The sequence below is a fragment of the Desulfitobacterium sp. LBE genome (genome assembly GCF_007830365.1).
Classification (GTDB): Bacteria; Bacillota; Desulfitobacteriia; order Desulfitobacteriales; family Desulfitobacteriaceae; genus Desulfitobacterium; species Desulfitobacterium hafniense.
This window is the reverse complement of sequence record NZ_VLKD01000001.1, coordinates 357,123-376,344: the sequence shown is the minus strand read 5'-3', so window position 1 is coordinate 376,344 and position 19,222 is coordinate 357,123. Positions and strand designations below refer to the sequence as shown.

17 protein-coding genes and 1 other RNA gene are annotated in these 19,222 nt (G+C 45.7%); 5 read left to right on the top strand and 13 right to left on the bottom strand.

The features are described from left to right. Positions 1-12 precede the first annotated feature (12 nt). Both DESLBE_RS01800 and DESLBE_RS01795 read right to left on the bottom strand, forming a co-directional pair. Positions 13-477 carry a Fur family transcriptional regulator gene (locus tag DESLBE_RS01800; RefSeq protein WP_005812063.1) on the bottom strand — a complete coding sequence of 155 codons (465 nt, stop codon included), beginning with the start codon at positions 475-477 and terminating at the stop codon, positions 13-15. 154 nt (positions 478-631) lie between these two features. Further along, entirely contained in the window at positions 632-2,569 is a 1,938-nt protein-coding gene (locus DESLBE_RS01795) for a sigma-54 dependent transcriptional regulator (RefSeq protein ID WP_144674938.1), read from the bottom strand. Between the two features lie 393 nt (positions 2,570-2,962). Between DESLBE_RS01795 and DESLBE_RS01790 the strand changes: the two genes are divergently transcribed. Further along, complete coding sequence (locus DESLBE_RS01790; protein WP_144674937.1) at positions 2,963-4,786, top strand: FAD-dependent oxidoreductase; 1,824 nt, start codon at positions 2,963-2,965, stop codon at positions 4,784-4,786. Positions 4,787-4,937: 151 nt separating this feature from the next. On the opposite strand, the gene DESLBE_RS01785 is transcribed toward DESLBE_RS01790, so the two are convergent. Then, entirely contained in the window at positions 4,938-5,180 is a 243-nt protein-coding gene (locus DESLBE_RS01785; RefSeq protein ID WP_005812057.1) for a YkuS family protein, read from the bottom strand. Between the two features lie 62 nt (positions 5,181-5,242). Continuing rightward, positions 5,243-7,570: a M28 family peptidase gene (locus DESLBE_RS01780; protein WP_144674936.1), complete on the bottom strand. Its 2,328-nt coding sequence runs from the start codon at positions 7,568-7,570 to the stop codon at positions 5,243-5,245. A 157-nt stretch (positions 7,571-7,727) separates the two neighbouring features. Here DESLBE_RS01780 and DESLBE_RS01775 point away from each other — a divergent pair, with 157 nt between their 5' ends. Further along, positions 7,728-8,777 (top strand): phospholipase D-like domain-containing protein, encoded by a 1,050-nt coding sequence (locus DESLBE_RS01775; RefSeq protein ID WP_243131212.1) that lies wholly within the window; start codon positions 7,728-7,730, stop codon positions 8,775-8,777. Positions 8,778-8,985: 208 nt separating this feature from the next. Then, complete coding sequence (locus DESLBE_RS01770; RefSeq protein ID WP_144674934.1) at positions 8,986-9,540, top strand: hypothetical protein; 555 nt, start codon at positions 8,986-8,988, stop codon at positions 9,538-9,540. Between the two features lie 127 nt (positions 9,541-9,667). On the opposite strand, the gene DESLBE_RS01765 is transcribed toward DESLBE_RS01770, so the two are convergent. The 4 genes from DESLBE_RS01765 to DESLBE_RS01745 form a co-directional block, all read right to left on the bottom strand. Then, entirely contained in the window at positions 9,668-10,321 is a 654-nt protein-coding gene (locus DESLBE_RS01765) for a histidine phosphatase family protein (RefSeq protein ID WP_005812049.1), read from the bottom strand. Positions 10,322-10,425: 104 nt separating this feature from the next. Continuing rightward, positions 10,426-10,604: non-coding RNA, 6S RNA (ssrS, locus tag DESLBE_RS01760), on the bottom strand. A gap of 51 nt (positions 10,605-10,655) precedes the next feature. Then, complete coding sequence (locus tag DESLBE_RS01755) at positions 10,656-11,138, bottom strand: IclR family transcriptional regulator (protein WP_144674933.1); 483 nt, start codon at positions 11,136-11,138, stop codon at positions 10,656-10,658. Positions 11,139-11,476: 338 nt separating this feature from the next. Then, on the bottom strand, positions 11,477-12,670 hold the full coding sequence (locus DESLBE_RS01745; protein ID WP_011459365.1) for an IS256-like element ISDha1 family transposase: 1,194 nt from the start codon (positions 12,668-12,670) through the stop codon (positions 11,477-11,479). A gap of 227 nt (positions 12,671-12,897) precedes the next feature. On the opposite strand from DESLBE_RS01745, the gene DESLBE_RS01740 reads away from it, so the two are divergent. Further along, positions 12,898-13,266: a TIGR04086 family membrane protein gene (locus tag DESLBE_RS01740; RefSeq protein WP_005812046.1), complete on the top strand. Its 369-nt coding sequence runs from the start codon at positions 12,898-12,900 to the stop codon at positions 13,264-13,266. A 114-nt stretch (positions 13,267-13,380) separates the two neighbouring features. Then, positions 13,381-13,839: a formylmethanofuran dehydrogenase subunit E family protein gene (locus DESLBE_RS01735; protein WP_015944322.1), complete on the top strand. Its 459-nt coding sequence runs from the start codon at positions 13,381-13,383 to the stop codon at positions 13,837-13,839. A 94-nt stretch (positions 13,840-13,933) separates the two neighbouring features. On the opposite strand, the gene DESLBE_RS01730 is transcribed toward DESLBE_RS01735, so the two are convergent. The 5 genes from DESLBE_RS01730 to DESLBE_RS01710 all read right to left on the bottom strand — a co-directional run bounded on the left by DESLBE_RS01730 (position 13,934) and on the right by DESLBE_RS01710 (position 19,142). After that, the gene (locus tag DESLBE_RS01730) at positions 13,934-14,134 is read right to left on the bottom strand and encodes a hypothetical protein (protein WP_015944323.1); all 201 of its coding nucleotides are present in this window, start codon (positions 14,132-14,134) and stop codon (positions 13,934-13,936) included. A 222-nt stretch (positions 14,135-14,356) separates the two neighbouring features. Continuing rightward, the gene (locus DESLBE_RS01725; protein ID WP_144674932.1) at positions 14,357-16,471 is read right to left on the bottom strand and encodes a cell division FtsA domain-containing protein; all 2,115 of its coding nucleotides are present in this window, start codon (positions 16,469-16,471) and stop codon (positions 14,357-14,359) included. 72 nt (positions 16,472-16,543) lie between these two features. Next, a complete protein-coding gene (pfkA, locus tag DESLBE_RS01720; protein WP_015944325.1) occupies positions 16,544-17,515 on the bottom strand; it encodes a 6-phosphofructokinase in 972 nt (323 codons plus the stop codon). Between the two features lie 12 nt (positions 17,516-17,527). Beyond that, positions 17,528-18,517, bottom strand: a complete 990-nt coding sequence (locus tag DESLBE_RS01715) for a DnaA/Hda family protein (protein ID WP_144674931.1) — start codon at positions 18,515-18,517, stop codon at positions 17,528-17,530. Between the two features lie 115 nt (positions 18,518-18,632). Continuing rightward, on the bottom strand, positions 18,633-19,142 hold the full coding sequence (locus tag DESLBE_RS01710; RefSeq protein WP_026198805.1) for a peptidylprolyl isomerase: 510 nt from the start codon (positions 19,140-19,142) through the stop codon (positions 18,633-18,635). Positions 19,143-19,222 lie beyond the last annotated feature (80 nt).

Here is a 19,222-nt window from a genome sequence, read left to right as displayed (position 1 = left end):
CAAAAAAGCACGTCAGTCCAACGTGCTTTTGCATTTATTGCAATATCCATAAAATTTCAGATCATGGTCAACTACTTGATAGCCATTGCGTTTTTCTATCTCAGCTTCTAAAGACTCCAGCAAGTCACCATCAAACTCTGAGACATTTCCGCATTTGATACAAATCAAATGGTGGTGGTGATGCTCATCTTTACGGTTAAACTCATACCGGCTTCGCCCATCGCCAAAATCATTTTTTTGGAGAATGCCTAATTCCGCCAGAAGGTCCAGAGTGCGGTAAACCGTAGCCAGTCCAATATCAGGGTAGTTATGCTTAACCATCATAAAGGTATCTTCCGCACTCAGGTGCTGATCCTCATTCTCTAAAAATGCTTTTAAAATCGTTTGCCTTTGAGGGGTCAATTTGTAAGAATGATGACGCAAAAGCTCACATATTTTCTGATACTCATCTTTCCACTCTTCTTGTTTTGCTGCCATAGTCTCCCCCCGTCCTGTCTTCTCTTCAAATTATAGTGTATCCTCGGAATTTTGCCTAGACACAAATTACCATATTAGTCTTAACTTAACGATATTCTTTTAAACTATACACCCAGAATTGAAAAAAGGAAAGCATAATTAGCAATAGTCTTGATTAAAAAGTCGTAGAACTTTCCTTACGCTGTAGTTTCCTATGAATTGTCCTGCGGTTGATTCCCAGACGTTCTGCAGCAGCACTGATATTCCCATTGACAGAGTCCAGCACACGTTCAATCATTTTTTGTTCAGCCAAAGCAAGTAATCCAAATTTATGCTCGTTCTCCTCTTCCAGTGTTTCGTCGATAACTTCTTCGGTGATCCTGCTTTGATAAGCTTCTTGTATCTTTACCGACAAATGCTCCGGCAGAAGGGTTGCTCCCCTGCCCAGCATGATGAAGGCATGTTCCATGGCATGCTCCAGCTCCCGCACATTCCCCCGCCATTTATAGGCTGTCAGGGCATTAATGAACCCTTGATCCATTGAGACAGAAGATTTGTCGTATTTTTTTTGTAATCTGCGGCTGAATTCCTCTGCCAACAAAAGAATGTCTTCCTTCCTTTCCCTTAAAGCGGGAAGATTAATCACAAAGGTACTGATGCGATAAAACAAATCCTCGCGAAATAGCCCTTCATCAGCCTGCATCAAGAGATCTGTTTTCGTCGCGGAGATTAAACGAATATCCACGGAAATCTCAGTAGTGCTTCCGACTTTTTGAACTTTGCCGGCGGAAAGCACTCTTAAGAGCTTTATTTGATCTTTCAACGGCATACTTTCAATCTCATCCAGGAACAAAGTGCCCCCGGAAGCTGCTTCGATCTTGCCAATCTTGCCATCCTTCAGAGCTCCGGTAAAGGAGCCTCCCTCATAGCCAAAAAGCTCACTTTCCACCAATTCTCCCGGAATGGCTCCGCAGTTTATGGCCACGAATGGACTGCCGGCACGGTTGCTCTCACTATGAATTGCTTGGGCAAACATTTCCTTCCCAGTTCCGCTTTCACCGTAAATCATCACCGGTACAAGGGTATCGGCAATTTTTTCGGCCGTATCCTTCGCTTTCTGAATGGAAGGGCTGCTGCCTTTAATTTGTTGGAATGTAAATAGATCATTGTTTCTTTCAATTTTACTCAGCGGTCTTCCCGATTCACTTTTTTCTACTAATTGAACCAGCTTCAACGTCTGGTTAGTGAGGTCATCTTTTATTTCATAAGAGCTTTGTTCGAGATCTACCCCTTTGGATTTACCAAGTTTTGATAAACGTTTCTTCAGGTCATGTTCGGGGTGTTTCCTTCCGTTTATCTCCAACAAGTCCGCTATTTTTTCATTATAGAATTTGATGATATTCTTTTCTGAAATCAAGGCGACTCCCTGAGGAAGACAATTGATGATTTGCCCTATTTGATTTTCGTACCCAAGCATAATCGGTAAATACAGATTGTCATGCAGTTTAGCGATCTGAGAAATCAAATGATAGGCCTGAACACTAAGTTCCGGCTTATGGGCAAGCAAACTCAAAGCGCCGATCACTTTATTTTGTTCATTATGAATGGGAGCCGATGCTCCGTGGAGTTCACCAAAAAAATGTTTAATGTAAGCCTGGCGATAATAAAAAGGCTGAAAAATAATGATGGGCTTATCCTCATGCAGGCAAACACAGGAACTGGTCGTTCCTCCTTTTTCTTCGGAACAATCCATAAAGGTCAGGGTGGATTTGCCTAAAAATTGACTGATTCCCTCTTTGGTCTGCAATTTAAATATATAGCCATTCAAATCAAAAATATTAAAAACATTTTTCAAAAAGAATTCATATTTTCTTACCATGGTCTGAAACAACTCTTTTTTCTGGGCACTATCCACGTCCCGATAATCCAAGGTATAAGGAGCGAGTCCATAGGCCCGGCATCTTTGCCAAGAATCGATAAACTCGCGGGGCACAACTGTTGTATCCACTTCTTTTCCTTCCAGAAAACGATTCCTTTCATGGCCTACCTTAGCAAAATACTGGGAGTTGATCTTACCGGACTGAATCATTTGTACAAAATCATTCATCTCCATAAATTTCCTCCTCTTTCACCTTATCCAGGACTATTATTTTGAGTCGATTAAGAAATGCGCCTTCCTGCAAAAGCATCACTATAGAATTCTATTATTTAAAATATGTGACAATTAGAACTATCACAAGCGCTATTGGACTTTTTTTCTCACTTAAATTCTAAAATCAAGGTCCTATTTTACCGTTCATTGCTTAGCGAAGCCTTGGGAAATCCCGGGTTCCCGTTCCTTTAACCCTATTGGCACAAATATTGCAACCAATTTAGTATGTAATACAAGTTTTATTCATCTTCACTCTTCAATCCTGAGCGTTAGAGCAAAGGAGGTGCTTCACTCATTGTGATTTAATTAACGAATACATTCCTGATTTTAAAGATTCAAAGGAGGTAGGTTAAGATGACTCAGAAAGATAAAAAAGGTATTTCCAGAAGAGACTTTTTGCGCAATACCGGAATACTGGCAGGCAGCGCTGTCGTCGGTTCCACTCTTTTAGCCGGTTGCTCGACACCCACCAATACTGCCAATACTCCCGCTCCGTCCACTTCTGAACCGCAATGGGATTATGAAGCAGACGTTGTCGTCATCGGGGCCGGGGGAGCCGGCCTGCCCGCCGCTGTCAAAGCTCAGGCGGATGGAGCCTCGGTCATAGTCGTTGAAGCCAGTTTCGATATCGGCGGCCATTGTGCAGTCAGCGGCGGCAACCTGCACAGCGGGGCCGGCACAAGCGTACAGAAAAAGCATGGAATTGACGATAGTCCTGATCAATATTACACGGATCATACGACCGATCTTACCCAGGTTTCCCGCTACAATGACCGCGATGTTGTTCGAGCGACCGCCAACTCTATGCCTGAAGCTTTTGAATTTATTCTGGCTAATGGGGTCTTGGTTCTGGATACACCTCCTACCAAAGGTAAGAGCTATCTTGAAGGCGGCACCAGCCCGGAAAGCGTCCCCCGTGATCTCGTAACCGACGTTGAGACCATGGGCTGGGTGAATTATCTGAGCAATACCGGCCCGAAAGATGGCCCCCTGAGACGGGGCATCGGCGTTGTCCGGCCTCTGGAAAAAACCTTACGGGAAAAAGGCGGCCAATTCTTAATGAGCTACCACATGGATAAAATTATCAGGGAAGGTGAACTTACAGGCCGGGCCATCGGAGTTGAATGCAGCTATAATCCCACCACTCTGCCAGGGGAGAGCACACCTTTGAAAAACGCGTATCCCAACGGCAATATCGAAACCACCAAAGCAAACGTCAGAATTAAGGCCAAGAAGGGTATTGTCATCGCTACCGGCGGACATACCAGCAATGTAAATTTCCGTACCATGTTCGACCCTCGCCTTACTATAGAATACGACGGCGTTGCCGGAGATCCCTTCTCCTTTCAAGATGCCAGCGGGGAAATTGCGGCGATGGCCATCGGTGCAGCCCTTGGAACTCTCGCCAATCAGTCCCGGGAGGTTGGCTCGGCCATTACCCAGCCGGCTTTTCTCGCCTGCCAATATGGCTATCGGAACTCCGCTGCGGCTACGCGTCCTACAAGCGTTATCTTTCCTCTGATCAGAGCAACAGGTATCGAATACCGCACCTTCGAGGATGCCATTCTGGTCAATGCGCTAGGCAAGCGGTTCTGGAATGAGGAGGATGCTACTGCCAACAGTTTTGATTATTTTGCAGCTGCCCTGGGAAGTGTTATTATCGATGGCTCTTCCCCCACGGATGCACGCCGTATCGGCGGACCTATCTGGGCCATCTTTGATTCAGAAGCTGTGGCCCGCCGCAAATTAACAGTTGAGCCTCCCTATGTCGATATTGATGACGGACGTTTCTTTGTGGCCGACACCATCGAAGAGCTGGCCGGAAAGATTGTAAACAAGTATTACGAAGATATCAAAATGGACCCGAAGGTACTGGCGGAAACAGTTGCCAGATACAACGGCTTTGTCGATGCTAAGAAAGATGATGACTACGGCAAAAAAGCTCTCGATCACAAAATCGCCGCCGGTCCCTTCTATGCGGCCTGGGCTACTCCCTGCCTCCATGACACACTGACCGGCCTCAGAGTCAACGGCGATCAACAGGTCATGGATTTGTGGGGCCAACCCATTCCCGGTCTGTTCTGCGGTGGCGAAGCCTCTTCCGGACTGTCGGTTCACGGACTGGGCCGCGTTATTACCCAAGGCTATATCGCCGGCAAAAGCGCAGCCAAGGGCTAGTTTATATACACCATATCGATAACTCCCATGTCAGGTGCACAAATTAAGAAGGAAAGCCCGCGGCTTTCCTTCTTAATTTTAGAATTACTTATTAGTCAAGACATCTCCAGATTGAACTCTGTTTTTAATAAAACCACCCACCAATGGGCTATTAGGATAATCGGTCTCTGAGAATTTCTACGATTTCTTCAGCGCTCCGTCCTGAAGCATGAACCACAGGCACATGAAACTGGGCTTCCTCCGCCAAAATATCAGTCCCATCCCCTTTGACAACAACTGCACTTATATTCCTTAATGGCTCCTCCTCTAAGGGCATCGTATGAAATCCCGCCGTATGTAATTCTTGAACGACATTGGTAAGGCCGTTTTCTACAGCAATCTTTTTGTACATCATATCAACCTCCTCACCATTATTCTGCCTTGACTTCTGTAATCTATGCTGACGAAATTTGGCAGTTAGAATTCAAAAACATCTTGATAGACTTCTTTATAGTCAGGAGAGATATGAGGCAAATTGATGCTGTACCGTGGGGTTTGATCGGCAAACACCACTTCTATACTGCATTTCACGATACCTTCGGCAGCAATTTTCCACTGTATTGTCCCTTGATGAGGCGGTGTACGCTCCAGAAGCAGAGCGTAGCTGCCATCGCGCTCCTTACCTTCCAAAGCAATCTTTTTGGGCAACTTGGCAATGGGAACGAAGTCATCCATCTCCTGGATTTTAAAAGGCTTTTTACTTTCCAGTTTTATTCTTACTAAGTAGGGATCCCGCCCATATTTCATAGCCATTTTGAAGTTGAGGAGACGCTCGCCGGTGTCGGTGACGGAGACATTGGCCTGCAAGGGGGCTTTTTCAGAGGGTATCGGCAACTCAAGCACTTTTTTGTCTTCCCCAATCTTGGTCTCCTGGGAATCAAGCTCTTTAAGGAGACTCTTGGGGAGGGTGTCGGTACTGGATACTCTGAGTATAACCCCTTCCGATTCCGTCCAGACTTTTTGAACAGTGATCGGCTGAGGGTTGGCTCTACTATAATTTGGAATCAAGCCCGTTCCGAGAACACAGCCAACACCTACCAACAGAGCGGGAATAAGCAGCCGCTTGAGCATTTGCTCCCAAGGTCTTTTTCCTTTTTCTAAGATATATAAGGCCCCTAAAAGAACTGGGATAAAGAGTAGTCCATAGAGGACGATAAATACTACTGGGTAGAGATGAATGGTTTCATAAAAGCTGGGCCATTGTTGAGAATTTAAGAGCTCCCAATGGGTCTTATAGATAAAATAAGGCCCTATAAACAATAAGATGATGCTTGGATAATAAAGAAATAGATTAAAACAAAGCAGCCAGAAAAGAAAGGGGAAGGCTAAATCAATTCGATAAAGCCCTAAAATAATGGTGAGCAGGGTTAAGGTCAAGACGCCAATCAGCCAATAAAGTTTGCCTCCTTTGGGCTGGGGTAAGCTTCTTAAAAGTTTCAAAAAGATCAGCAGTGCGCATAACACCAGAATAACCCTCAGCGTTAAGAATACTCCGGGATAGGCCTGCCATAAATAGACTCTGCCTTTGAGTAATTGCCATAACGCTTCGCCGGCGCCACTTAAGAAACTCGCTAGAAAAGCAGCACCGGGAATACCTACGCCGATCAGCACATACTCCTTGAGATTGCCTTGAATAAAGGGTTCCTGGTCACGGAAACTCCGGGAAACAGAGAATACTGTAAAGAAGATAGTGAGGATAAAAAGTATCCTCAGCCCTAAAGTCGGTATGATCACGACGAAGGATCCCAGCTGGAACGGCAAATAATAGGAATCCCAGGTTTTCTGACCGCTACCCGTCACTTCCACAGACTCGATAAGCTTAGGAATGAACTTGCCCACAGTATCCAGGCTTTGTAAAGTGACCCGCTCAATCCGATCCTCAGGCCGATGATAGTACCCCTCCGCGCGGCCGGCAATGCCCAGACCAAGAGCAGGTATGCTTTGATCCAGGAAAGGGCTGAAATCGCTGGCCCCTCCCTGTGAACCTTCTCTGGTCATCACTGCAAAATCCCGGCTGATATGGAAAGGAATTTGTTCCTGACGGGCAAGCGTTACAACCTTATCTACCAATTCCGGGGGTGCTGATGTCTTGCCGGCGATATCAATCTCCAGTGGAGTGCCCACCATGTCCAAATTCAACATCCACTGGATCGCCGATAAATCGCTTTGAGCAGTGAAATACTGTGAACCTACCAAACCATTTTCTTCTGCTCCAAAAAATACGATTTGGTAGCTCTTCTGATGCTTTTCCTGACCTAAGATACGGGCTATTTCCAACAGCACGCCCACCCCGGAAGCGTTATCAATAGCTCCGGGAGTTGAAACATCGGCGCTGTCATAATGAGCCCCCAGAAGAATGGTTTCCGGTGAGGCCCCTGGTAATTCAGCGATAATGTTCTGACTGTTGATCACTTGAATTTTATGCTCGGGTTTAAGAGGATTGGCATTGCCCACAATCTTGCTGAAGGGCTGCTCCCGCACCTTCCATCCATATTGTTCCAGCATATAGTACAGATATTGAGCCGCTTTGGTTTCATTAGGACTTCCGGCCGGCCGGGGACCGATCTTTTCCGATAAATGCAGAATATGTTCATAGGCTTTATCTGCCGAGAAGTCTTTGGACACCTTCCCCGAGGCTGGGGCGCTATTGTAAGCCATAGGCGTCAGCGGCTGAGGTAAATTCAGTGAACAAAATACAAACAGGATTATGACCACTAAGAGAAACCCGTGTTTATTTTTTCTCATCAAGATCCTGCCCCTTTACATTTCTGTGCTTGTGAATGTCTATGTAAAAAAATAAAAATCTATGCCAACCAGATTTTTGGAACAGAGCTCTTTATGTTATAATAGAAGAAAAGTCTGGAGCCAATGAAATAATGTGTACATAGGAGTCGAAGAGCTTATGAGGAAACGGTTTCTCCCGCTTATTCTAATTCTTTGCCTTTTCCTTACAGGATGCTCACTAGATATAAAGAGCCTGTTTGTAAAAGAGGAAGAGGTCCCTCTATCCAACCTTTCTGCTGAAGCCCTGTATTTTGACGGTAAGGCCGCACGGGAAAAAACTAAAGAGCTGATCACCTCAGCCCAGAAATCCATCTATGTAGAGCAAAAGATCTTTTCCGATCCGGAACTTAAGGCCCTGATCATCCAAAAAGCTGCCAGCGGTATCGAAATAAGAATATTGCTTGACCAGTTTGAAACTCCCAATAAAACCACTCTCAATGAATTTAAAAGCAACAATATCTCCGTACAGTATTACCCTGCTCAAAAAGGACAGACCAATGAAGCTAAATTCCTGATCGTGGATTTAAGAGAGGCTATGGTCTATTCTTTCCCATGGACTGAGAAAGGGTTTAATTCTCATAATCTAGCCGTTCATTTATCTGAGCGTTCCGCCTGGAAACTGGCCAGCACCGTGTTTAATCGGGATTGGATTTTTACGACAACCCTATCCCTGGATATCCCTAAAACCACTGAATTAGTTGAAGATAATATCTCCGTTCTAGCCAATACCAATATAAAACAGAAACTTCTTGACCAAATTCAAAAGAGCACTACGAATATTTGGATCATTGTTTCCCATGTGACCGATTCAGATATTCTCCAAGCCTTGGTCGATGCCGCGGCCAAAGGGGTGGACATTAAACTCATCGTGGACTCCGGTATTATGCCGAAGAGTTACCAGGGTGATATCGAAAGTCTCCAAGCTGCCGGTGTTCAGATTCGGTATTATGATTCGTCCGCCCATCCTCCTCTTGAGATTAATGTAGGGATTTTCGATCGCCAGACGTTTATCTTTAGCAGTTCCGGATGGGGTTATAAGGCCTTTGTGATGAACCACGAAGTCGCCATTTTGGTTCCCTCCCCCACAGCCAGCCAGGAGCTCATCGTGAAATTTGACCAGGACTGGTTGAATAGCTCACCCACGCCTCCCGGGCAGGAGCCGGGCTGAAAAACTCACCAGGATCTGATGAGAATTCACAGATACATACGGCTTCCTCAAAAATTGAGGAAGCCGCACCTTTTTTCCAGAAGAAATTACCAGAAAAAACGGATTGAATTTACCTCTTGATCTCATCATAGTTATAGCTAAAGAGAGTTATACATAAAGTGTTCGCGCTTCAATACCCATGTAAAATTGACTAATATGAGGAGAAAACATGATGCAGAAATGGACAAGTCTTGTCGCTGCTACCGCTATCGTTGTTTTGCTTGCCGGTTGTTCCGCAAATGCTAACCCGCCCCAGGCTCCGCAAGATTCCGTTGACCAACAGACACCACAGCCAGTGGAAACGGCTGACAACCCAGTTGTAAACGAAAGCATACCTTTTACCAGTCTGGAAGAACTGAAGGAAATGTATGCGGTTACTAAAAATAATTCTTATCAAGGGGTAGCCGGGGCAAATACTGTTTCAATAAACCCTGAGTTGCAGAAGTTTGTTGATGCTCCTGTACATATCACTCAAGAAGGCTTCAATAGTCTATCTCTTGAAGACCGTAAGCTATACGCCAAGATTTTGTTAAGATATATGGATGTAAATGCAAAGGAGCTTGGACTTTTAACAGACAGTGACGGAATCAAGTTTGAATTGACAGAAATACCAGAATATTGGCTCGTAATGCCAGAAACGCTTGCTGGAAGTGCAGCGTATTATTGGCCCAAAGACAATCATTGGGGACCGGAACCGTTTTCACCGGATACTCCGAAAAGATAGTATTATGAAATGAAACAGAAATACGACCCTCCCCCTAAAACATCGGGGCGAGGGTCGTATTTTTATAAGCTCTTTAGGAATGCTCTATCAAAACTACAAGTTCTTCAGTGGCCAGAGACTACTCTGGCTATTTTTTTGAGGTAAAACCGCTGGCCGGCTTAATATCATCATCCAAATGGGTGTGATCGGCAAGTAGAATGGGGTGAATGCGGCCATCTTCGTAAAACTCAAAAATATTCACTGCCGTATTATGCTGCCAGGGAACATCGTTCCATTGCTCCACCGGGATCCCCAGAGCTTTCTTAACAATGAGCTGCAGGGTCATGCCATGGGTGACGACACAGAGAGTTTCACCGTCATGAAGCCGGGGCAGCTCTTGCACAAACTGCCAAGCCCGTTCGGAGACCTCCCACATGCTTTCTGCTCCAGGAATCTGTACCTGGTGAGGTCCGGTGTCCCAAAGGGAAAAAAGCTCTGGATGAAGCTGCCGCAAATCCCACCAATTCTTACCCTCCCATTCTCCGAAGGATAATTCCCGCAAGGCCGGATCGAGGAGAATTTCTTCTATGCCAACTGCCTTGCGGATTTCATCGGCCGTGGCCCGGGCACGGGGCAAGTCGCTGGAATAAATACGGGTGATCCCTTCTTTGCGCAAGCGCTGCCCCACCTTGCGAGCCTGGAGAATCCCCTTTTCTGTAAGCGGAGAATCCATAGCTCCTTGGACGCGGCCTTCAATATTCCAAAGGGTTTCGCCATGCCGGGTAAAGATTAGTTTGACCATTTTGCCCCCCTTATGAATTTTTATTTAAAGAATTTTTTAATTAAGTCTAAGACTATTATGACATAATCAGCCTCAAAAATAAAACAATGGTAGGGAAACTCCCTACCATCCCCGCCTTGCCGTAAAACTCCAGGTTTCTGACCCTGCTCTCGCAGGTGGGCACCTAGATAAACGCTTCCACCTTCCCCTACAAGTGGGGCCTGATGTACTGGGCTCATCATATCAGTTCCCTTGTCATAAATAGGATCAAAACCAAGATATTCTACGAACAACGCAGGATTCACATTTATTATATCACTAATACTTTAAAAAACATCATGAAAGAGTTGGAAATTTATCTTTTAAACAGCTTGTCTTCTATTTCTGCCATACGATCCTGAAGCAGTGCGATCGTCATTTCCTGCGCTCTTAATCTACGGCGCAGACCATCGATAAGATGTTCCAATTCCTGTACTCTTGACTCACTTGCCAGGGCAGAGGAACCGTTGCCCGAATCGCTGGCTGGAGCAGGAGAGAAATCACTGGTAGACTCGTACATTGGCGGGTCGGGCTCTGGTGCTCCAGGTAATGCCTCAGCCGTTTCAGCTTCCCCTTGCAATAGCTTGAACAGTCCATAGCGAGTATTGCGACCTGGTTTTACCCCAAGCCAGCCTTCCTCAGTTAAAGCCTCAATGGCCCGTTTCATAGTGCTGCTCGCCGCTCCGGTCTCCCGTTGAATTTCCGCAAAGGAGATTTCAAATTCTTTTCCATCATTTCTTTTGGACTGTTTTTCGAAAAACTCCTTAAATCTTTGGTTAGTTTTGTCTCTTAAGGCCAAGAAACCATCTCCCCTGCCTAATAATACCGATAATTCTTATCTTATTATAACCCCTTTTCTAGATAGTGTCAAGAAATGTTCGCAAAAACCATCAGAACCCCTTAAGGCTAAATGTTTTATGTAAAAGCGTAAGTTGGGAAGAGTGTCAAGGGTGATGCGAGGGATACCGGAGGCCGTCAGGCCGAGGATATGCTCGGCATCATCCCATTGACACGTGCACCCTACCAAAACGCTTGAAGACGGCAAAGTCTCTTTCACCCCAAAGAGTAACCCTAAATCAAAGAGAGTTTGCTTGGCTAGCGCCGAGCGTCATGCTTTTCTGAATTAATGATTAAGGCTTACGCAGCTTTTGAACGTTCCTGCTCAATCGAAGTGATGATTTTTGGATTGATATAGGATCGGCCACTGCACCAGTCTTCGCTATACTCAATAAGGTAGCTGGTTACTAGCCGAATATAGGAATCCATACTTGGGAATATCCCAACCACCCGGGTTCTTCTACGTACTTCTCGGTTGAGTCTTTCCAGCAGGTTGGTTGACGCGATCTTTCTTGAATCAATCTCTGCAAAGCTGAAAAACTGTAGTGAGTCTTCCAACCCTTCTTCCAGAGTTTTAATGGCTTCAGGATATTTGGCCTCAAACTCATCCATCAGAGAATTAGCGTATTTCTTTGCACTGCTATAGTCTGGTTGAAGCCAGATTTGCTTTAGTTTATTAGCAAACGCTTGCTTATCTCGACCGGATATATGAGCGAGGATGTTCCGCATAAAATGCACTTTACAGCGTTGCCAGGAACACCCGATAAAGGACTCTTGAACAGCTTTAACTAACCCTTTATGGGCATCTGAGACAACCAGCCAGACTTTCTCTAGTCCTCGTGACTTTAACTTTTCGAAGAGACTGGTGTAGGTTGCTGTGGACTCTTCTGGCATGGGCTCTACGGCCAGAATATCTCGTTTGCCTTCTAGATCAATACCCGTTACAATCAGCACTGCCATATTTTTGACCCTTCGATCATCTCGGATTTTCTCATAGAGAGCATCCACCCAGAGTACGGGATAGACTTTATCGAGACTTCGATTACGAAAGGCTTCAACCTGTTCGTTCAGTTCTTTAGCGATGCTTGATACCTGACTTCGTGACATGGAGTCAATGCCTAAGGACTTAGTGAGTTTCTCTATTTTACGGGTGGATACGCCATTAACATAGGCTTCTTGAATCACATTCATCAAGGCCAATTCAGAACGTTTCTTACCTTCCACAAAGAAAGGGATATAGCCGCCATTTCGCAGTTTGGGTACCATTAAATACAGTGTCCCCATCCGGGTATCGAAACGGCGAACGCGATAGCCTGATCGATACCCTTGACGTTCAGTAGACCGTTCTGATTTTTCAGCACCTAGCTTTGCATCCACTTCTGCTTCCATCAGCCTTTCGCAGAGCCATTTTAACATAGCCTGCATGGGATCTTCTTCGGTTACAAATTTCATTAGCATTTTTTCAAAAGGTACGGTAGAATTTGGGTAAGCCATCGGTTAACAACTCCTTTTTGGTTTGCTTCAGCACTTACCTTTTCGGAGTTACCGATGGCTTTTCCTTTTTTACTTTTGCGAACTTAATTGTACTCTATCCTTTTCTAGAAAAATCCAATTATATCAGTAGATTATTTATTCTTTTTCACAATTAGGTCCTATTTTATTCCTTCGCATACTCTATCCAGTTAATGCATAGATTCTATTAGTCGAAGGAGGTATGAGATATGCCCAAATCCTTTCACTTCGGATTAGTTTTCAAAGGCATTTTGCTTGCAGCCGGGATTGCCCTGTTGATTTCCTTAATTCTTGGTTTAGTACTCACCTTAACCCCGCTTCAAGAATCGTCCCTGGTCTATAACATCATTCTGGGCATGAGTGTGTTTTTGGCAGCGGCCATCACAACCTATCGTGCCGGTATGAAGGGATTGTTTTACGGCATTAGTATCGGAGCCGGCTTTCTACTGCTATTGCTCCTCTTATTCACTGTCTTAAGTCCTGACACACCATCCTGGCTGAATTTTGGCGAGAAGTCCATCATCATCCTGGCAGCCGGCGCAGCAGGCGGAATCATCGGAGTTGTAGCCCGGGGATAGAACTCCTCTTTGTGAACAGTCTTTTTTGAGAATTACCATAATTGACTTTCAAATCCCTCCTTTTAGCGTTAGAATAAAAGTAAGACTAACAAAAGCAATCGGGAGGGAATTTTTATGTGCGTAGAAAAAACCCCTTGGGAACTTGTCATAGACTTTCATGGACATACTTGTCCAGATATAGCTCTCGGTTATCGGATCGCCCAGTTGGCGCAAAGGGAGATGGGAATACGCCCCGCTCCTGACTCGGAATGCCTTGTCAAGGCCTATACCCAATCCTGTGCCCTGGATGCCATACAGGTCTTGAATAAAGCCACCATTGGACGGCATGCTCTGATCATCGAAGAGACTCACCGTTATATGTATCAATTCCACTTTACAGGCACTCAGGACATTCATCAATTTACTGTTTCCCCAGCTGTTCTTGACCACCTGGAGACATTGCGGCACCCTGATCTAAGCCCCCGGGAAAGACAGAATAAGGTCTTGGAAGGAGTCCAATACGTGCTTACCTTAGAGGAATCAGCTTTTTGCCATTATGACAAAATTCCGGGACAACTGAGTAAAATAGTTTAAGTAAAATAACTCAAGTGAAAATAGCTTAAGGAAAGAGGCTGTTGCTTAACGAACGTACCGTTCATTTTGCAACAGCCTCTTCTTTTCCTTGCGCTTAACGAGCATTCAACTTGGAATAAAACTTATCATGCTTCGATGCATCAGGCAGATTAGCGAGCCGGGGTTCTTTACCTTGCGGCTTTTTCACTTGTTCATAGTAACTTGAATGTCTTGATTTACTGGTCCATTTGTCAGAAAGTAAGAAAATAATGAGAGCAGCCAGAGCAACTATGCCCATAATCCATTGAAATAACATAAATGACACCTCCACTATCATTTTATGGTCTAACGCCAGAATGTCAAGAGTAGAAAATCAACCATTCACCGAAAATTACAGACCGTTGAAGGTTTTTTTACTGACAATAGCCTGGCAGTTAGTTATACTAAGTTCAAACACTCCTCTACCCTTTTCCACCCGGGCAATAGCCCCTTCCCCCATCAGAAAGATGAGGGGGTTTTTTTTGCGCTTTTTTATTGTTTATAGGGCACTTGCAACTTGTTCCCAATGAATCTCGATCCGATCCCCCGGTATAAGAGGAGTAGTAAACTCGGCTTCTTGATTATTTCTTTTTAGAGATAGGCGGGCGTTAGCAGGAACATCCTGAGGAATATTAACATAGGGCAGTAATTCTGAAAGCAAAGGCATGGTATCATACCCCTCAACGCTGAGTTCCATACCATCTACTACTTTTTCCTGATCTGAGAGAACCCGGCCCCGAGAGAGTATACGGAAAATTTGCGGAGGATATTCAACCTCTTGCCCATTAACGTAAAACACCATGGGAGTGGGTTTGAGCTGCAAATCCTTGATATAGACTTCTTTGACCAGGATAACAAGATCATCTCCATCCTTGAGCATGCGCTCAAGAGCAACTTTTTGCTGATTAATGTAAAATTCTTTATGAATAGGGATAACCTTTTCTTCTCCGTTTATTTTATACCGAATCTCAGATAAACTATACTGTTTATCATTTAAAAAATGCAGCAAATCCTTAAGGGTCTGATTTTGGAACACAGTGATCTTCGCCCCATCCGGAACATCCCCGTCTCTTGTCACAGGACGACCGTTGCAGAAGATTTGGGCGGTAAACACCACGGATTCACCATTCACTTTGATCTTCTTTTCTGGAATGGCTGGAACCAAGTCGGCAAAGGTTGCTTGGGCATTCTCCCCATCCTGTGCCGGTCTGAATTGAATTTTATCGCCTGGTTTTAATTCATGGTCTAATTTCACTTCTTCCCCGTTCAGGAAAAACTGAGCAGGTTTACTGAATTGCCCCTTGCTGACTTTAATGTCTCCATTCAGCTCAACAGTTAAAGCTGACCCCGGCCTGCCTACAAGGAGCCTCGGCGTAATTCCAGCCGCCAGCAAAGCATCGGATACTGTGGCTAATTGCAACTCAAAGATCTGCACAGTGAGATCATTGACATGAACGGAAAAATACTGCAGCCCTTCCCCTTCTATCGTGGAAATGCCAATCCCTATAGGGGTAATGGCATCCGGCCCTTTGAGGGATTTTTCACCCGATACCCCTTGGATTCGCTCGCGAACCTGAATCCCTACCCTGTTTCTGGGCAATTCAAGAAGATCGGATAAAACTTCTGCCAATAATGGTGTCTGACTTCCCCCCCCGATCAGAATAATGGCGTGAGGATTTCCTTGGTTCAGGCGCAGAATTTCATCCGCCAGCTTTTGAGCCAGTTCAAGGACGACCGGTTGGATCTGCTCCAGAACCTCTTCCTTATTGACCGTCGTTTTCATACCCAGAAAATCCGTAAAGGTCACTTTGGTCTTGGTGTTTAAACTGCGCTTGATTTTTTCCCCCGTTTGAAAGTCCACTAAAAAATGCTGGCAAATTCTCTCCGTAATCTCATCCCCAGCCATGGGCACCATGCCATAGGCAAAAAAGGAACCGGACTTGGTTAAGGCTATATCTGAAGTTCCCGCTCCCACATCCACCAGGGCCAGGTTCATACGCCGCATATCCGGCGGTATAGCTGCTCTTCCTGCCGCAATAGGCTCCAAGGTCAGCTCCCGCATTTCCAGCCCTACTTTGGAAATCACCCGGGTTAAGCCATCGATCACCGTTCGCGGCAAGAAAGTGGCGATCACCTTAACCTGAGCCTCTTTCCCTCTTTGCCCGCTGAGACTGGAGAGATTTTGACCTTCCAGGAGGGATTCAATGGTGCTGTAGCCAACACAATGGTAGGGGATGATCTCATCTTCGGCTTGGATCTCCCGCAATGCTTGTTGAACAGCTTCCATCTCCAAAGCAAAAATATCTTCTCGTTCCCAAATCATGGGGATGAGTTCAGACTTCTGGGCAGTGGCCACAGCCGTCTTCAAAGCCCGGCCGGCCGCCGCCACCGAAACATAGTGCAATTTGCCCTTAATCTTCTCTTCAAGCTCCTCCTTGACCCGTTGCACCGCTTGAGCGACTTCTTCTATGTCATGAATCTGCCCGTCGTACATGGCCCGCTGACGATGCTCTGTTTGGGCCCTGGCTATAATATGATAACCACCGGGAGCTTTTTCCATAATGAGCCCCATTACCAAACGTGTTCCTATATCCAATGCAAATACTTGTTCCACGTTGATCACCTCAAAGGCAAGAATTCTACCTGCGCTTCCTGATTTCCTCTATAGACCGCTGATTTCTTTTGCTCAGATAGCCAATTGATTGGCCAGATCATAGAGAACTTTGTTGAAGGGTTTGCGCTCACCATAAGCCACCTCCAAAGGCAGGGATTGGATTTCCTGGTTGACACAGGCTGTCATCCGATCGGTTTCCCCGGCGCAGAGTATCTCCACTGCTTTTCCGCCCATTTGCGAGGCCAGGACCACATCGAGGGCACTTGGATTGCCGCCCCTTTGGATATGGCCTAAGATGGTGACCCGGGTTTCAAAGCCGGTTCTCTGACGGAGTTCTTCCCCCAGATTCCAAGCACTCATAGCCCCTTCTGCCACCATAATGATACTGTGATGTTTGCCCCGCTGGTGGCCGCGTTCCAATTTCGCGACAATATCATCCAGATCCGGTTCGATTTCCGGCACAAGGATGGATTCTGCACCGCAGGCTACGCCGGATTGCAAGGCGATGTTGCCGCAATCCCGTCCCATGACTTCTACTAAAAAGGTTCGATCATGGGATGTTGCCGTATCCCGGATTTTGCTGACTGCTTGAACCACATTATTGACAGCTGTATCAAATCCGATGGTTAAATCCGTGCCGGTAATATCGTTATCAATGGTACCCGGTATACCGACGATGGCTATTCCTTGAGCAGACAAGGTCTGTGCTCCCCGAAAAGAACCGTCTCCCCCGATCACAATCAGCGCATCGATGCCGCGATAACGCAATTGAGCCGCGGCGTTTTTTTGTCCCTCCGGGGTGAGCATCTCCTGGGAACGCGCGGTCATGAGCATGGTACCGCCCCTATGAATGATATCCGCTACTGCTCCCAGATGCATGGTTATGAACTCCCCATGAATCAGGCCTTCATACCCCTTGCGAATCCCAAAAACCTCAAGTCCATGATAAATTCCCTTACGAACCACTGCCCGAATGGCCGCATTCATTCCCGGCGCATCCCCCCCGCTGGTGAGAACAGCGATCTTCCTGACGGTATTGGTCATCGTTCTTCCTCCTCATCTTTCTGTGTTTTCATCGTCCGGGGAATTAAAGTACTTCACTAATGACTCAAGCATTTCCCTTAGCTCAGGGTTCTTTTGGACAGCTTGCTGAAACTGCTGATAAGATTTCATGATGCTGCTATGGGATTTATTCAAGGAAGCGCCGATTTCCGGATAAGAAAGCCGGCTAAGGCTGCGTATCCCGTAAATTGCTAACTGTCGGGCTTGCCGAACCTCCGGCGTTCGAGTGGTGCTATAAATAGCTGCCGCGGCAACCCCGGTCAGCTCGGCCACTTTCTGAATAATATTTTGTGGAGAAGGGCGGAGTCCCTCTTGGTATCTGCGTTCCTGGAGATAAAGCAATAAAGCGCCATGGTCGAGGGCACTGTCCGTCCGATTGGCAAATTGGATGAAGCCATTCATAAGGCTTTGAGCTTTTGGAAAATTAGCGGCCTCCTCAGCCATTAATTCTAAAACCAAATCCTCTACAATCAAGAATTTACCATAAGCCATCTGCCGCAGGTAGTTCAGCATATCCTCCGGAGTGGGCTGCAAAATAGGAACAACCAGGCCTCCCCGCAAACGTGAGCTGAGTTTCTCACCAAGAAACCCCAACTGGGAGGGGTCCCCGCGGAAACCACAGATGATACGGCCATTCCTTTGAAAAAGAGCTTCATAAGTATGATAGAATTCTTCAATGCTGCGGGTCTTTCCTTTTAACACTTCTATATGATCCATGATCAATACCCCAGGGGTACGAAGCCGCAGGCGAAATTGCGACAGGGTTCCTTCTTGTGCCGCAAAAGCATAATTCTTGACAAAGTCCTGGGCATCTATATAAAGGATAGTTTTCTTCTCCTTTAGCCGTTGGCAGCACTTCACAAGAAGGGTTGATTTCCCGACCCCCTCAGGTCCGTAAAGCAACGTGGAAAAAAAGGCATCATCAGGCTCATAGGCCTTGAAGGTTTTTTCTGCCATCCGATTAAATTCTGATGAGAGCCACATCTTTTTCTCCTCCTACTCCTCAGGATGTCTGCATCGCCGCGGCAAGAACATTTTACAGAAGGAAAAAGAGGGGGTATTCCCTCTCCTTTTCCATGTCATGCTTATGTAGTTCTCTTTAAATAAATTCCACCGTAACTTTCTTCATTTGCTGGTCTTCTACAGGTTTATCCCGATAGTCCCGCTTGACATTGGCAATGCGATCCACTTCCTCAATGCCCTCAATGATCCGACCAAAGGAAGCATATTGACCATCTAAGTGAGGTGAGTCAGCGTGCATAAGGAAAAATTGGGACCCGGCTGAATTGGGATTGGCTGTACGCGCCATAGAAATAACTCCACGCTCATGTTTTAGATTATTGGGAAAGCCATTGGCAGTAAATTCCCCATTAATGCTATAACCGCAGCCACCCATACCAGTGCCCTGAGGATCTCCTCCCTGAATCATAAAGCCGGGAATAACCCGATGGAAGATGATTCCGTCATAAAAGCCTTTTTCCACTAAGGAGACAAAATTCTTCACTGTTTCCGGTGCAACATCAGGGTACAGCTCAATTTTAATGGTGTTGCCGCTTTCCATTTCAATAGTTACCACCGGTTTTTTGTCATTTAAATCGTGTTCACTCACTGTGCATCCTCCTAAAAAAATCACTTCCTTCCTGATTATAACCATTTTTCGCCTCATTTACCACTTCTACATTTTCTTTA

Excerpts from the sequence above, each read along its gene's own strand:
- DESLBE_RS01800 (WP_005812063.1), bottom strand. The coding sequence starts at position 477 with ATGGCAGCAAAACAAGAAGAGTGGAAAGATGAGTATCAGAAAATATGT.
- DESLBE_RS01795 (WP_144674938.1), bottom strand. The coding sequence starts at position 2,569 with ATGGAGATGAATGATTTTGTACAAATGATTCAGTCCGGTAAGATCAAC.
- DESLBE_RS01790 (WP_144674937.1), top strand. The coding sequence starts at position 2,963 with ATGACTCAGAAAGATAAAAAAGGTATTTCCAGAAGAGACTTTTTGCGC.
- DESLBE_RS01785 (WP_005812057.1), bottom strand. The coding sequence starts at position 5,180 with ATGATGTACAAAAAGATTGCTGTAGAAAACGGCCTTACCAATGTCGTT.
- DESLBE_RS01780 (WP_144674936.1), bottom strand. The coding sequence starts at position 7,570 with ATGAGAAAAAATAAACACGGGTTTCTCTTAGTGGTCATAATCCTGTTT.
- DESLBE_RS01775 (WP_243131212.1), top strand. The coding sequence starts at position 7,728 with ATGAGGAAACGGTTTCTCCCGCTTATTCTAATTCTTTGCCTTTTCCTT.
- DESLBE_RS01770 (WP_144674934.1), top strand. The coding sequence starts at position 8,986 with ATGATGCAGAAATGGACAAGTCTTGTCGCTGCTACCGCTATCGTTGTT.
- DESLBE_RS01765 (WP_005812049.1), bottom strand. The coding sequence starts at position 10,321 with ATGGTCAAACTAATCTTTACCCGGCATGGCGAAACCCTTTGGAATATT.
- DESLBE_RS01745 (WP_011459365.1), bottom strand. The coding sequence starts at position 12,670 with ATGGCTTACCCAAATTCTACCGTACCTTTTGAAAAAATGCTAATGAAA.
- DESLBE_RS01740 (WP_005812046.1), top strand. The coding sequence starts at position 12,898 with ATGCCCAAATCCTTTCACTTCGGATTAGTTTTCAAAGGCATTTTGCTT.
- DESLBE_RS01735 (WP_015944322.1), top strand. The coding sequence starts at position 13,381 with ATGTGCGTAGAAAAAACCCCTTGGGAACTTGTCATAGACTTTCATGGA.
- DESLBE_RS01730 (WP_015944323.1), bottom strand. The coding sequence starts at position 14,134 with ATGTTATTTCAATGGATTATGGGCATAGTTGCTCTGGCTGCTCTCATT.
- pfkA (WP_015944325.1), bottom strand. The coding sequence starts at position 17,515 with ATGACCAATACCGTCAGGAAGATCGCTGTTCTCACCAGCGGGGGGGAT.
- DESLBE_RS01715 (WP_144674931.1), bottom strand. The coding sequence starts at position 18,517 with ATGTGGCTCTCATCAGAATTTAATCGGATGGCAGAAAAAACCTTCAAG.